Annotated in this window: 10 protein-coding genes and 1 pseudogene; 8 read left to right on the top strand and 3 right to left on the bottom strand. The window is 73.6% G+C overall.

Annotated features, from left to right (window positions below; all coding sequences use genetic code 11):
• Window positions 1-11 precede the first annotated feature (11 nt).
• Window positions 12-662 carry a DUF2203 family protein gene (locus tag J7462_RS11160; protein ID WP_308290860.1) on the top strand — a complete coding sequence of 217 codons (651 nt, stop codon included), beginning with the start codon at window positions 12-14 and terminating at the stop codon, window positions 660-662.
• 170 nt (window positions 663-832) lie between these two features.
• Here the strand turns inward: J7462_RS11160 and J7462_RS11155 are convergent, their stop codons facing one another.
• Window positions 833-2,392 carry a class F sortase gene (locus tag J7462_RS11155; RefSeq protein ID WP_219463999.1) on the bottom strand — a complete coding sequence of 520 codons (1,560 nt, stop codon included), beginning with the start codon at window positions 2,390-2,392 and terminating at the stop codon, window positions 833-835.
• A 197-nt stretch (window positions 2,393-2,589) separates the two neighbouring features.
• Between J7462_RS11155 and J7462_RS11150 the strand changes: the two genes are divergently transcribed.
• Window positions 2,590-3,084, top strand: coding sequence for a GNAT family N-acetyltransferase (locus J7462_RS11150; protein WP_308290859.1), 495 nt, complete (start codon window positions 2,590-2,592; stop codon window positions 3,082-3,084).
• Window positions 3,085-3,087: 3 nt separating this feature from the next.
• Window positions 3,088-3,636: a GNAT family N-acetyltransferase gene (locus tag J7462_RS11145; protein ID WP_219463997.1), complete on the top strand. Its 549-nt coding sequence runs from the start codon at window positions 3,088-3,090 to the stop codon at window positions 3,634-3,636.
• Between the two features lie 79 nt (window positions 3,637-3,715).
• Here J7462_RS11145 and J7462_RS11140 read toward each other — a convergent pair whose 3' ends face one another.
• Window positions 3,716-4,408, bottom strand: coding sequence for an NADPH-dependent F420 reductase (locus J7462_RS11140; protein ID WP_219463996.1), 693 nt, complete (start codon window positions 4,406-4,408; stop codon window positions 3,716-3,718).
• A 227-nt stretch (window positions 4,409-4,635) separates the two neighbouring features.
• Here J7462_RS11140 and J7462_RS11135 point away from each other — a divergent pair, with 227 nt between their 5' ends.
• Entirely contained in the window at window positions 4,636-5,439 is an 804-nt protein-coding gene (locus tag J7462_RS11135; protein ID WP_219463995.1) for an SGNH/GDSL hydrolase family protein, read from the top strand.
• Window positions 5,440-6,201: 762 nt separating this feature from the next.
• Here the strand turns inward: J7462_RS11135 and J7462_RS11130 are convergent.
• Window positions 6,202-6,690, bottom strand: a complete 489-nt coding sequence (locus J7462_RS11130) for a glutathione peroxidase (protein ID WP_219463994.1) — start codon at window positions 6,688-6,690, stop codon at window positions 6,202-6,204.
• A gap of 234 nt (window positions 6,691-6,924) precedes the next feature.
• Between J7462_RS11130 and J7462_RS11125 the strand changes: the two are divergent.
• From J7462_RS11125 to J7462_RS11110, 4 genes and pseudogenes are all read left to right on the top strand, one after another.
• Window positions 6,925-8,558 (top strand): annotated as a pseudogene (locus tag J7462_RS11125) (glycosyl hydrolase family 18 protein).
• A 285-nt stretch (window positions 8,559-8,843) separates the two neighbouring features.
• Entirely contained in the window at window positions 8,844-9,320 is a 477-nt protein-coding gene (locus tag J7462_RS11120; RefSeq protein ID WP_219463993.1) for a hypothetical protein, read from the top strand.
• 67 nt (window positions 9,321-9,387) lie between these two features.
• Window positions 9,388-10,794 (top strand): class II 3-deoxy-7-phosphoheptulonate synthase, encoded by a 1,407-nt coding sequence (locus J7462_RS11115; protein WP_208568678.1) that lies wholly within the window; start codon window positions 9,388-9,390, stop codon window positions 10,792-10,794.
• Between the two features lie 79 nt (window positions 10,795-10,873).
• Window positions 10,874-11,893, top strand: a complete 1,020-nt coding sequence (locus tag J7462_RS11110) for a low specificity L-threonine aldolase (RefSeq protein ID WP_219470231.1) — start codon at window positions 10,874-10,876, stop codon at window positions 11,891-11,893.
• Window positions 11,894-12,095 lie beyond the last annotated feature (202 nt).

Raw genomic sequence — 12,095 nt, 5'->3', positions numbered from 1 at the left:
CCGGGCTCGCCGTGTCAGGGGCGGGGGCCGACGGCATTCCGGATCTCGGTCCGCCACCCGAACGGGTCGTCGTCGACGTGGCGCAGGTGCGCCGCCTCGTCGCCACCCAGTTTCCGCACTGGGCCGAACTGCCGGTCGAACCGGTCGCCAACGGCGGCTGGGACAACTGGACCTTCCACCTCGGCTCCGGCATGTCGGCACGCCTGCCGAGCGCTTCGGACGTCGACGGGTCGGTTCGGACGCCTCCGGGCCGACTGAAGCCGGCGGACGGGTCGGTGCGGATCACCCGGGTGCCCCATACTGGCCCCGTGTTCACTCTCGCCCAGGCGCGGTACCTGGTCGCCACCCTGCACCCCCGCATCGACGAGCTGATCGGCATCCGGGCCGACCTGGCCGAGCTGCGGGCCGACCTGGCCGGCCCGGGGATGTCGGCGCTGGGCGGCCGGGCCGAGGTCAAGGCCCTGGAGGCCCGGCTGCACGGCGTGCTGGAGGAGCTGAACTCGCACGACATCCAGGTCAAGGGGATCGCCCCGGTGCTGCTCGACTTCCCCGGCGAACACGAGGGCCGGGCGGTGCTCTGGTGCTGGCTGGAGGGTGACCCCGACGTCCGCTGGTTCCACCGCGTCGAGTGCGGCTTCGCCGGCCGCCGCCCCATCCGCTAACCCCCCACCCCCACCCTCCGCCCCTCCCCACCCCCGCGCCCCACCCCTCCGCGTCGATCATGGAGTTGTGGTGGGTTGCAAAAGGGGTGTATCACCGCGAAATCGGCACCAGAACTCCAAGATCGCGCGCGACACCCGGGGCAGGTCAGCTCGGCGGGTGGCCGGGTGAGTCAGTCGGCGGCGGAGCGGGGGAGGGGATCGGCCGGTGCGTCGGCGACGGCGAAGACCACCACGTTGTCCCGGTAGTGGCCGACCCGTCTGTCGAAGTCGCCGCCGCAGGTGATCAGCCGCAGCTCCGGGCCGGGCGTCGGGCCGTACACGGTGGCGGTGGGGAAGGCGTCCTTCGGGGTGCGCAGCGCGCCGGTGACCCGGAACGGCACCCGTCGTCCGCCCCGCCACACCTCGATCCGGTCGCCGGGGCGCAGTTCGCCGAGGCGGGCGAAGACGGCCGGGCCGCGCCGCGAGTCGAGGTGCCCGGCGATCACCGCCGGTCCCGGGTCGCCCGGCGCGGGGCCGCCGCCGTACCAGCCGGCCCGGGTGAAGTCCGCCGGGGGGACCAGGATGCCGGCCCGGTCCAGCCCGAGGGCGGTGAGTGGGGAGTCGACGCCGATCCGCGCCACGCGTACCCGGGTGGGCGGTGTCGGGGTGGCGCGGGGGTGCCGGCGCTGGTGGCGCAACCGGCCGCGCAGCCGGGCTGCCAGGCGCCGGCCGGGTCGGCCGGGCGGGCGGAGTCGCCGGTCAGGCGCGTGTCGGTGGCCAGGCCGACGCCGGTGCCGGCGGCCAAACAGAGCACCGCCCCGGCCGCGACCAGGGCGGCGGCCGGCGTCCGGCGGGCGCGGTGCCGGCGGATCGCGAAGCCGGGCCCGGTCACCAGACCGGTCGCCGCCGTCGCCGCGCCAGCACCGTCGCCCCCACCACCACGGCCCCGCGAGCACCCCGCCGGCCACCATCGGGTACGCCCCGGGCCCGTCCCCGGCCAGCCCTCCCGCTCCCGCCGGCACGCCACCGGCCGGGGCGACCCCGCCGCCCCGGGCGTCCTCGCGCAGCTCGGTGGTGAGTCCGCCCCGCTTGCCGTCGAGCACCAGCAGCGAGTAGACCCGCCCACCGGTGAGGGTCACCTCGGCGTCGGTGCTCGGGCCGCTGCCGCCGCCGAGGCGCAGCCGCCAACGACCCGGCTCGACCTGCCGGTAGTTGGTGGTGGTGGCGAACCGGACGGCGTCGGCGATGGTCGGCCCGTCGTCGGCCGTCACGTCGACCACCGGGGCGCGCACGGAGGCGTGGACGACCCGTACCTTCGCCTGGCCGGGGGCCGGGGCGGTGAGGTCGTCGGCGAGCACCCGCAGGCCCAGGTCGGCGTAACGGCCCACCCCGGCCACCGTGTACGCCTCGCCCGCGCCGAGGTCCACCTCGGTGGTGAGCACCGGGGGTTCGCTGGCCGGGGTGCCGGCCTGCCGCATCGCCACCGCGTAGCGGCCGACGGCCAGGGGCAGGTAGCGGGAGACGACGCCGTAGCCGACGGCGGGGAAGACCTGCGGTGCGGCGCTGCCGGGGGCGGAGAGGTAGACGTCCACGGCGGGGGTGTCGGGGGAGAGGTGGGCGAGCCGGACGTAGCCGACGTCGCCGGCCGCCGCCCCGGCGGGCGTGATGCCGATGGTGGCCAGCGCGGTGCCGAGCAGGAGCGTGCCGGCGGCGGCGAGCAGCCGACGCGGAACGGTGGGGAGCTGGGGCATCTCGCCTCCGAGGTGGTGTCGGTCCCGACCCCCAGCGTCCCGTGAGTGGGACCCGATGGCAAGTTGGCCGGACGTCGTGTTCCGGCACTTTCCGGTCGGCGCGGTTCCGGGCCGGTTCCGTCGTTTCCGGTCGGGCGGTCCCGGGTCGGCGCGGTTCGGGTCGGCGGTCCGCCCGGGGCATCCGGTACCGTCCGTTCGTGATCAACGTTCGACGGGCCGTGGTCGCCGACGCTGGTGAGATCGTTCGCCTGCGTGGGGTGATGCTGGCCGACATCGACCAGTTGGACCCGGCGCCGGGGCCCTGGCAGCAGGCGTCCCGGGAGGTGCTGCACCGACGGCTGGCCGAGCCGGCCGACCTGATGGCGGTCTTCGTCGTCGACGACCCGGCCCGGCCCGGCGTCCTGGCGGCCTGCGCGACCGGGACCATCGAGCAGCGTCTCGGCGGCCCCGGCAACCCCGACGGCCTGACCGGGTACGTCTTCAACGTGGCCACCGAGCCGGTGCACCGTCGGCGCGGCTACGCCCGGGCCTGCCTGGAGGCATTGCTGGACTGGTACCGGCAGCGCGGGGTCGGCAAGGTCGACCTGCGGGCTTCGACCGACGGCGAGCCGCTCTACCGGTCGCTGGGCTTCGTCCCCACTCCCGGGCCCACGCTGCGGCTGAGCCTGCCGGTCGCACACCGGAGGAACTGACGGATGTTCGCACTACCGCTGACCGGGGACGCCGAGCTGCGTCCGCTCGCACCGTGGCAGGCCGAGGAGTTCCTGGCCCACCTGGACCGGGCCCGGGCACACATCGCCCCGTGGGTGGGTACGTCCTTCGTGGCCACCGACCTGGAGGCGGCCCGCCGGGTGCTGCGTCGGTCGGCCGACAAGTGGGCCGACGACGCCGGGGGCATCTGGGGGATCTGGCTCGACGGCGTCCTGGTCGGCGGGGTGCTGTTCGTGTCGTTCAGCACGGCGACGGGGGTGGCGGAGGCGGGCTGCTGGCTGGAGCCGGCCGCCGAGGGTCGGGGCCTGGTGACCCGGGCGGCGACCCGGATCGTGGACTGGGCGATCCGGGAACGCGGCATCCACCGGGTCGAGTGGCGGACCAGCGTCGGCAACGTCCGCAGCATCGCGGTGGCCCGGCGGCTCGGCATGCGGCACGAGGGCACCCTGCGTCAGGTCGCTCGGGGGCCGGCGGGCCGGGTGGACATGGAGGTGTGGGCGGTGCTGGCCGACGAGTGGCAGGCTCCTCGCTGACACGGGGGCCGCCCGCCGGCCGCACCGGCCGGGACGGGCCTCGCGGCTGCCGTCCCGGCCGGCGCGGTGGTGGTACCGGTCAGACGTCGGCGTAGCGGCGGGCGGCGGCCAGGGCGTCGCGCAGCCGCTGCGCGTCGGTCGGCAGGCCCGGCTGTTCGTAGCCGGCCGCCGGGTCGGCGGTGTAGAAGACGCCGTACGCGGCGGTGTCCCGCTGGAACCGCCAGCCCTCGGCGAGCGGCCCCACGTCGACGGTGTCGTACCCGACGGAGTCGATGAACGCGGTGACCTCGGCCTTGGCCGCGGCGTCGTCCCCGGCGACCGGCAGCGAGGTGCGGTCGGTGGCCCCCGCCGGGCGGGCCAGCGCGAGCAGGTGCTTGAAGTAGATGTTGTTGAAGGCCTTGACCACCTGCGACTCCGGCAGGTGCCGCTGGAGCAGCTCGCTGGTGGTGGTCGACTCGTCGTCCAGCTCCGGGAAGCTGTCGTCGCGCTCCGGGTAGTAGTTGTTGGTGTCGATGACGGTCTTGCCGGCGAGCGGCGCGGCCGGCACCTCCCGGTAGGCGCGCAGCGGGATGGTGACCACCACCAGGTCGCCCGCTGCCGCCGCCTCGGCCGGGGTGGCCGCCCGGGCCCGTATGCCCAACTCGTCGACCAGGTCCTTGAGCGTCTCCGGGCCGCGTGAGTTGCTGAGCACCACGTCATGTCCGGCGGTGACCGCCAGCCGGGCCAGGGTGCTGCCGATGTTGCCGCTGCCGATGAGTCCCACAGTTGTCATGCCGGTGACCAACCGGCCGGCGTGGGTGGGTATTCCCGACCTGACCGATGGGTTGTGCGCCGGATGTCGACCGTCCACGTCGGCCCGGCCGGGTCGTCTGTCCGACGGCGACGTCACGTGCGGATGAACCCCTAGTAACCCCTGTTGCCCATCGATAATCTTCCGTAAACACATGATTGAGTGATATCTATCTCCCACCACCACTTCCTAACCCCCAGGAGTGCGACGTGCGGAGATCCCGACTCGTGACCCTCGCCGTGAGTCTCGCGGCGTCCATCGGCGTGACCCTCGGCGCGGCGGTGCCCGTCCAGGCCGCCCCCACCGACCGGTACGTGGCCCTCGGCGACTCGTACGCCTCCGGTGTCGGCGCCGGCAGCTACACCTCCGAGAGCGGCTCCTGTCAGCGCAGCACCAACGCGTACCCGGCGCTGTACAACACCAACATCAAGCCGGCCTCGTACAAGTCGGTGGCCTGCTCCGGCGCGACCACCACCGACGTGGTCAACAACCAGCTCTCCGCGCTGACCTCGACCACCACCCTGGTCAGCGTCACCATCGGTGGCAACGACGTCGGGTTCACCACGATCATGTCGACCTGCGTGCTCCAGGGGGAGACCCAGTGCGTCGCGGCCGTGCAGGCCGCCGAGAACAAGGCCCGCGCGGAACTGCCCGCCAAGCTCGCCACCGTCTACAACGGGATCAGGTCGCGTGCGCCGTCGGCCCGGGTGGTGGTCGTCGGCTACCCGGTCTTCTACCAGCTCGGCACGGTCTGCGTGGGGCTCAGCGCGAACTCCCGCGCGAAGATCAACGAAGGCATCAACCTGATCGACGACATCACCCGCACCGCCGCCACCTCGGCCGGCTTCACGTTCGCCGACGTACGGTCCATCTTCGTCGGTCACCAGCTGTGCAGCTACGGCGAGAAGTGGCTGCACGCGTTGAACTTCGCCAACCTCGGCGTCTCGTACCACCCGACGGCGGCCGGGCAGTCCGGCGGCTACTACCCGGTCTTCCGCTCCGCCGCCGGTTGACCTGAACCGCGTCCCGCCGGCTCCACCGTGACCGCGTCGCCCCGCCCGGGTCGGCGCGGTCACGGCCGTCGGGTGGGTCTGCGGCATCCTGTCCGGCCGGGTCGGGTCCGCAGGTGTCCCTGTTCCGGCCGGCTTCCGGGGTGCGGGTCGGCCGGCTTGCGGGCGTGGGTGGGTTGGCTTGCGGGCGTGGTCGGGCCGTCCGGTCGAGTGCCGGGCGTCTGCCCTCCTGCCGATGCCGTCGCGGACGCTTTCGAGCTGATGACGTTGACGACTCGCTGCCCGGCCCGGCTCCGACGGCCCCCGTCCGGCCGCTCGGCGTCTGGACGGGGGCTGGACGGGTGTCGTCGACGCAGACCGCGCCCGCAGCGCGTGCTGGTCCACCCCGGCCGGGCCGGGACTCCCGGCCGGGGTGGGTCGTCGGGACCGGTGGAAATCACGTGGCGTGTCGTCACCGGGGTCCGGACGGCGCTGCTCGGCGTAGGTCGGGGTTCGCGGTCGACTCGGCCCGGCTTCCTACGCGGGGGAGTGGGGTGTCGTCCTGTCCGGGCGGGGTGACTCGTTGGTGTCGTCAGCTCGAAAGGGCGCGAGGAGACCCTTGTGGGGGCGGGGCGGTCCGCGTCGTGGGCGGCGCCCGGCGGGTAGGGGTGAGCCGGCCGACGGGGGCTCGGCCGGCGGTCGGCCCGAACCGTCCGGGTCGGACCGGTGGGCGGCCCCGGAACGGGACCGACCCGGACGGTGCGACCCGGAAGCAGGGGCGAGCCTTCAGGCGGGGAGAACCTTCTCGATGGCGGCGCGTAGGTCGGCCGAGTCCGGCGTGACGGTCGGCGCGAACCGGGCGGCGACGGTGCCGTCCGGGGCGACCAGGAACTTCTCGAAGTTCCACCGGACGTCGCCGGTGTGCCCCTCGGCGTCGGGAGTGTCGACCAGCGCCGCGTAGAGGGGGTGCCGGGCCGGGCCGTTGACGTCGACCTTCTCGGTCAGCGGAAAGGTGACGCGATAGTTGACCTGGCAGAATTCGCCGATCTCGGCGGCCGTGCCGGGTTCCTGCCCGGCGAACTGGTTGCACGGTACGCCGAGCACCACCAGGCCCCGGTCGGCGTACTCGGTGGCCAGCGCCTGGAGGGCGGCGTACTGCGGGGTGAGGCCGCAGCGGGAGGCCACGTTCACCACCAGCAGTGCCCGGCCCCGGTAGCCGGCCAGGGCGGCCGGGCCACCGGCCAGGGCGTCGATCTCGATGTCGAAGACGGTCATGTGGCGAGGTTAGCGCCCGGGCCGCCGCCCGCTTCGCTGCTCGTCCCGCCGCCCGCTTCGCTGCTCGTCCCGCCGCCCGCTTCGCTGCTCGTCCCGCCGGCGGGTCCGCTGCTCGTCCCGTCGCCCCGGGCCGGTGACGAATCGACGGATGCGCATCTTGACGAAGTGATGACGGTGTGAGTAGCGTCTCCCCATCGATTTGGAAAGTTTCCTAACTGTTTGAGGAGGCGCCTCATGAAGAGATCGCTCCGCCGCGCCCTCTGGGCCGGCGCCGTCATGGCGCTGACCGTGGCGGCGGTACCGGTGACCTCGGCGTTCGGCGCCGGAAGCGTCACCGCGACATTCGCCTCGGCCCAGGACTGGGGGACCGGCCACGAAGGGCGGGTCACCGTGGCCAACGGCTCCAGCGCCAGCGTCAGCACCTGGCGCATCGAGTTCGACCTGCCGTCCGGCACCACCATCAGCAGCTTCTGGGACGCCGACGTCACCAGCAGCGGCAACCACTACGTGGCGGTGAAGAAGAGCTGGGCCGGGCCGCTCGCCCCGGGGGCCAGCTTCAGCTGGGGCTACAACGGCACCGGGCCGTACAAGGCGCCGCTGAACTGCACGATCAACGGCGCGTCGTGCGGCGGCGGCACCCCGCCCACCACGAAGCCGCCGACGACCCCGCCGCCCACCACGGCCCCGCCCACCACCGCCCCGCCGACGACCCCGCCCCGACGACCCCGCCACCCACGACCACCCCGCCCAGTGGGGACAAGAAGGTCGTCGGCTACTTCGCCGAATGGGGCGTCTACGGCCGCAACTACCACGTCAAGAACATCGCCACCAGCGGCTCCGCCGCCAAACTCACCCACATCCTGTACGCCTTCGGTAACACCACCGGCGGTCGGTGCACGATCGGGGACAGCTACGCCGACTACGACAAGGCGTACACGGCGGCGGACAGCGTCGACGGCGTCGCCGACACCTGGGACCAGCCGCTGCGCGGCAGCTTCAACCAGCTGCGCAAGCTCAAGAAGATGTACCCGCACCTCAAGGTGATCTGGTCCTTCGGCGGCTGGACCTGGTCGGGTGGCTTCACCCAGGCCGCGCAGAACCCGGCCGCGTTCGCCGACAGCTGCTACAACCTGGTCGAGGACCCGCGCTGGGCGGACGTCTTCGACGGCATCGACGTCGACTGGGAGTACCCCAACGCCTGCGGTCTGAGCTGTGACAGCAGCGGCCCGAACGCGTTCAAGAACGTGATCTCCGCGCTGCGGGCCAAGTTCGGCTCGTCGGCCCTGGTCACGGCCGCGATCACGGCCGACGGCAGCAACGGCGGCAAGATCGACGCCACCGACTACGCCGGTGCGGTGGGCAACCTCAACTGGCTGATGCCGATGACGTACGACTACTTCGGCGCGTTCAACGCCCAGGGGCCCACCGCCCCGCACTCGCCGCTCACCTCGTACACCGGGATCCCGCAGCAGGGCTTCAACTCCGACGCGGCGATCCAGAAGCTCAAGTCCAAGGGCGTACCGGCCAACAAGCTGCTGCTCGGCGTCGGCTTCTACGGTCGGGGCTGGACCGGGGTGACCCAGGCCGCCCCGGGCGGCACCGCCACCGGCGCGGCCCCCGGCACCTACGAGGCGGGCATCGAGGACTACAAGGTGCTGAAGAACACCTGCCCGGCCACCGGCACCATCGCCGGCACCGCGTACGCCAAGTGCGGCAGCAACTGGTGGAGCTACGACACCCCGGCCACCATCGGCGGCAAGATGACCTACGCGAAGAACCAGGGCCTCGGCGGCGCGTTCTTCTGGGAGCTCTCCGGCGACACGAGCAACGGTGAGCTGATCGGCGCCATCAAGGGCGGCCTCGGCTGAGCCGAGCGCCCGACGCGCCACCCGCGCGGGGAGGGACCGGCCACCGGTCCCTCCCCGCCCGGCTGCGGCCGGGGCCCGTCCGACGCCCGTCCGGGTCGGCCCGTGCCGGGTAGGGTGGTCAGCTTCCGACGTCGGGCGGTCCCGTCGGACGAAACGCCGGCCGGCTCGGGCGGCGCGGCCGTGACGGGTTGCCACCGCACGGGTGCGGTGTGGCAGACTCGCCGCTCGGCATCCGGTCGACAACCGCCCCAGGGGCCGGTCGACATCCGCACCCGGGGAGGACGCATGGGCCGCAGGTTCCGCACCGTCGGCGTCGTACCGCTGGCCCTGCTGCCGTTCGCCCTGCTCGGCTGCGGTCTCGGGGGGGACGACGAGGCCGACGGCGGGCCCACCAGGGTGCCCGTCCAGGAGGCGTCCGCCAAGGCCCGCGAGCGGGTGCAGGCGTACCTCGACGCGATGGCGGCCAAGGACCCGGCCGCCGGCCGCAACCAGCTCTGCGCGACGATGCAGGCGGGCTTCGACGCCGCCGCGACCGGGCCGAACGGTGACTTCGCCGACCACTTCACGGTGCCCGCCGCGAGGATCACCGACATCCGGGCCGGCTCCCGGGGCCAGGAGGTCAGCACCACCGTGACCGTGTCGGTGGGGTCGAAGAAGACCACCCGGCCGCTGCTGTTCACCGTCACCCGCGACGGCGCGGACTGGTGCATCGCGGGCGAGGAGCCCGGCGGGCACACCCCGGCACCGTCGGTCACCCCCTGACTCCCACCTTCCGGAACCCCGCCCCTCGGGGGCGCGGCGTCCGGACCGTCGCCGTACGCTTTCTCCCATGCGCCATGAGTGGCATCAGCTGAGCTACCCCGCCGTGAGCAGCCCCGGGCTGCAGACCAGCCGCCCCACCGTCGACTCGGCCGAGGACGCCGCGCTCGGCCTCGACCGGTGGCGCGAACTGCCCCGTCAGCAGACCCCGCCGTGGTCCGACCCGGCCCAGGTCGCCGAGGTGTGCAAGGTGCTCGACACCGTGCCGTCGGTGGTCGCCCCCTACGAGGTCGACCAGCTGCGGCGCAAGCTCGCCCTGGTCTGCGAGGGCAAGGCGTTCCTGCTCCAGGGCGGTGACTGCGCCGAGACCTTCGCCGACAACACCGAGAGCCACCTGCTGGCCAACGCCCGCACCCTGCTCCAGATGGCGATCGTGCTCACCTACGGCGCGTCCCTGCCGGTGGTGAAGGTGGCCCGGGTCGCCGGCCAGTACACCAAGCCCCGGTCGCTGCCGACCGACGCCCGGGGCCTGCCCGCCTACCGCGGCGACATGATCAACGCGCTGGAGGCCGATCCGGCCGCCCGGGTCGCCGACCCGCAGCGCATGATCCGGGCGTACGCGAACTCGGCCGCCGCGATGAACATGCTGCGCGCCTACCTGGCCGGCGGGCTGGCCGACCTGCACGCGGTGCACGACTGGAACAAGGGCTTCGTGAAGAACTCCCCGGCGGGGGAGCGCTACGAGGCGATCGCCCGGGAGATCGACCGGGCCATCGCGTTCATCCGGGCCTGCGGGATGACCGAGGACGACGCGCTGCGTACCGTCACCCTCTACTGCTCCCACGAGGCGCTGGCCCTGGAGTACGACCGGGCGCTCACCCGGGTCTCCGACCGCCGGGCGTACGGGCTGTCCGGGCACTTCCTGTGGGTCGGCGAGCGGACCCGGCAGCTCGACGGCGCGCACATCGACTACATCTCCCGCATCGCCAACCCGATCGGGGTGAAGCTCGGCCCGACGACCACCCCGGACGAGGCGATCGAGCTGTGCGAGAAGCTCAACCCGGAGAACATCCCGGGCCGGCTCACCCTGATCAGCCGGATGGGCAACCACAAGGTCCGCGACGCGCTGCCGCCGATCGTCGCCAAGGTCACCGCCGCCGGGGCGAAGGTGGTGTGGCAGTGCGACCCGATGCACGGCAACACCCACGAGTCGTCGAACGGCTACAAGACCCGGCACTTCGACCGGATCGTCGACGAGGTGCTCGGCTACTTCGAGGTGCACCGGGGGCTGGACACCCACCCCGGCGGCATCCACGTCGAGCTGACCGGTGAGGACGTCACCGAGTGCCTCGGCGGCGCCCAGGGCATCGAGGACCTCGACCTGCCCGGCCGGTACGAGACCGCCTGCGACCCCCGGCTTAACACCCAGCAGTCGCTGGAGCTGGCCTTCCTGGTCGCGGAGATGCTCCGTGGCTGACCATCCGGCCGACCTCGCCGGTGACCCGACGGGCGGGCCGGGCCCGGCGCGTTCCGGCCGCCCCGGCGACCCGGGCCCGCTGGTGGACCTGCGCTCCGACACGGTGACCCGGCCCACCGCCGGAATGCGCGAAGCGATGGCCGCCGCCGAGGTCGGCGACGACGTCTACGCCGAGGACCCGACGGTCAACGCGTTGGAGGCCGAGGTCGCCGCGCTCTTCGGGCACGAGGCGGCGCTCTACGCCCCGACCGGCTCGATGGCCAACCAGATCGCCCTGCAACTGGTCGTCGCACCGGGTGACGAACTGCTCTGCGACGCCGACGCGCACGTGGTCACGTACGAGGTCGGCGCGGCGGCGGCGTACGGTGCGATCTCCACCCGGACCTGGCCGGCCGTCGGCGCGGACCTCGACCCGGGCGTGGTGGCGGCGATGATCCGGCCGGACGGCTACTTCGCGGTGCCGACCCGGGCGATCGCCGTGGAGCAGACCCACAACCGGGGTGGTGGTGGGGTGATCCCGCTGGCGATCCTGCGGGAGCTGCGCCGGGTCGCCGACACCGCCGGTCTCGCCCTGCACTGCGACGGCGCCCGGATCTGGCACGCGCACGTCGCCGACGGGGTGCCGCTGCACGAGTACGGCGCACTCTTCGACACCCTGTCGGTCTGCCTGTCCAAGGGCCTCGGCGCACCGGTCGGCTCGCTGGTCGTGGGCAGCGCCGAGCGGATCGACCGGGCCCGGTTCCTGCGCAAGCGGATGGGGGGCGGGATGCGGCAGGTCGGGGTGCTCGCCGCCGCCGGCCGGTACGCCCTGGCCCACCATCTCGACCGGCTCGCCGACGACCACGCCCGCGCCGCCCGGCTCGCCGAGGCGCTCGCCCCGTGCGGGGTGCTCGCCGGTCCGGTACGCACCAACATCGTCCCGTTGGACCTGACCGGGCACCGGCTCGACGCGCGGGCCCTGGCCGCCGCCGCCCGCGCCGAGGGGGTGCTGCTGTCGGTGCTCGGCCCCCGTACCGCCCGCCTGGTCACCCACCTCGACCTCGACGACGCCGCCATCGACCACGCCACCAAGATCCTCCCCCACCTCCTAACCCCCTGACCTCCCACCGGCGCTGCCCGCACCCTCCGCGCCCTCCGCGCCTCCGCGCCGTCGGGCGTTGATCAAGAGGTTTGCGTCAGCCTGGAGATCAAACTTGACGCGAACCTCTTGATCGCCGGGGACGGCGAGTCGGGGACGCCGAGTCGGGGGCGGCGAGTCGGGGCGGCGGGTGGGGGCGGCGGGTGGGAGGGCGTGCGGGGGT

This window comes from Micromonospora sp. RL09-050-HVF-A (assembly GCF_019374995.1).
Classification (GTDB): Bacteria; Actinomycetota; Actinomycetes; order Mycobacteriales; family Micromonosporaceae; genus Micromonospora; species Micromonospora antibiotica.
Note: the sequence above shows the minus strand (reverse complement) of the source record. Positions and strands in the feature narration are given on the sequence as shown.

Bases quoted from the DNA above. Each gene is read 5' to 3' on its own strand.
- J7462_RS11155 (WP_219463999.1), bottom strand. From the start codon at position 2,392: ATGCCCCAGCTCCCCACCGTTCCGCGTCGGCTGCTCGCCGCCGCCGGC.
- J7462_RS11145 (WP_219463997.1), top strand. From the start codon at position 3,088: ATGTTCGCACTACCGCTGACCGGGGACGCCGAGCTGCGTCCGCTCGCA.
- J7462_RS11140 (WP_219463996.1), bottom strand. From the start codon at position 4,408: ATGACAACTGTGGGACTCATCGGCAGCGGCAACATCGGCAGCACCCTG.
- J7462_RS11130 (WP_219463994.1), bottom strand. From the start codon at position 6,690: ATGACCGTCTTCGACATCGAGATCGACGCCCTGGCCGGTGGCCCGGCC.
- J7462_RS11120 (WP_219463993.1), top strand. From the start codon at position 8,844: ATGGGCCGCAGGTTCCGCACCGTCGGCGTCGTACCGCTGGCCCTGCTG.
- J7462_RS11115 (WP_208568678.1), top strand. From the start codon at position 9,388: ATGCGCCATGAGTGGCATCAGCTGAGCTACCCCGCCGTGAGCAGCCCC.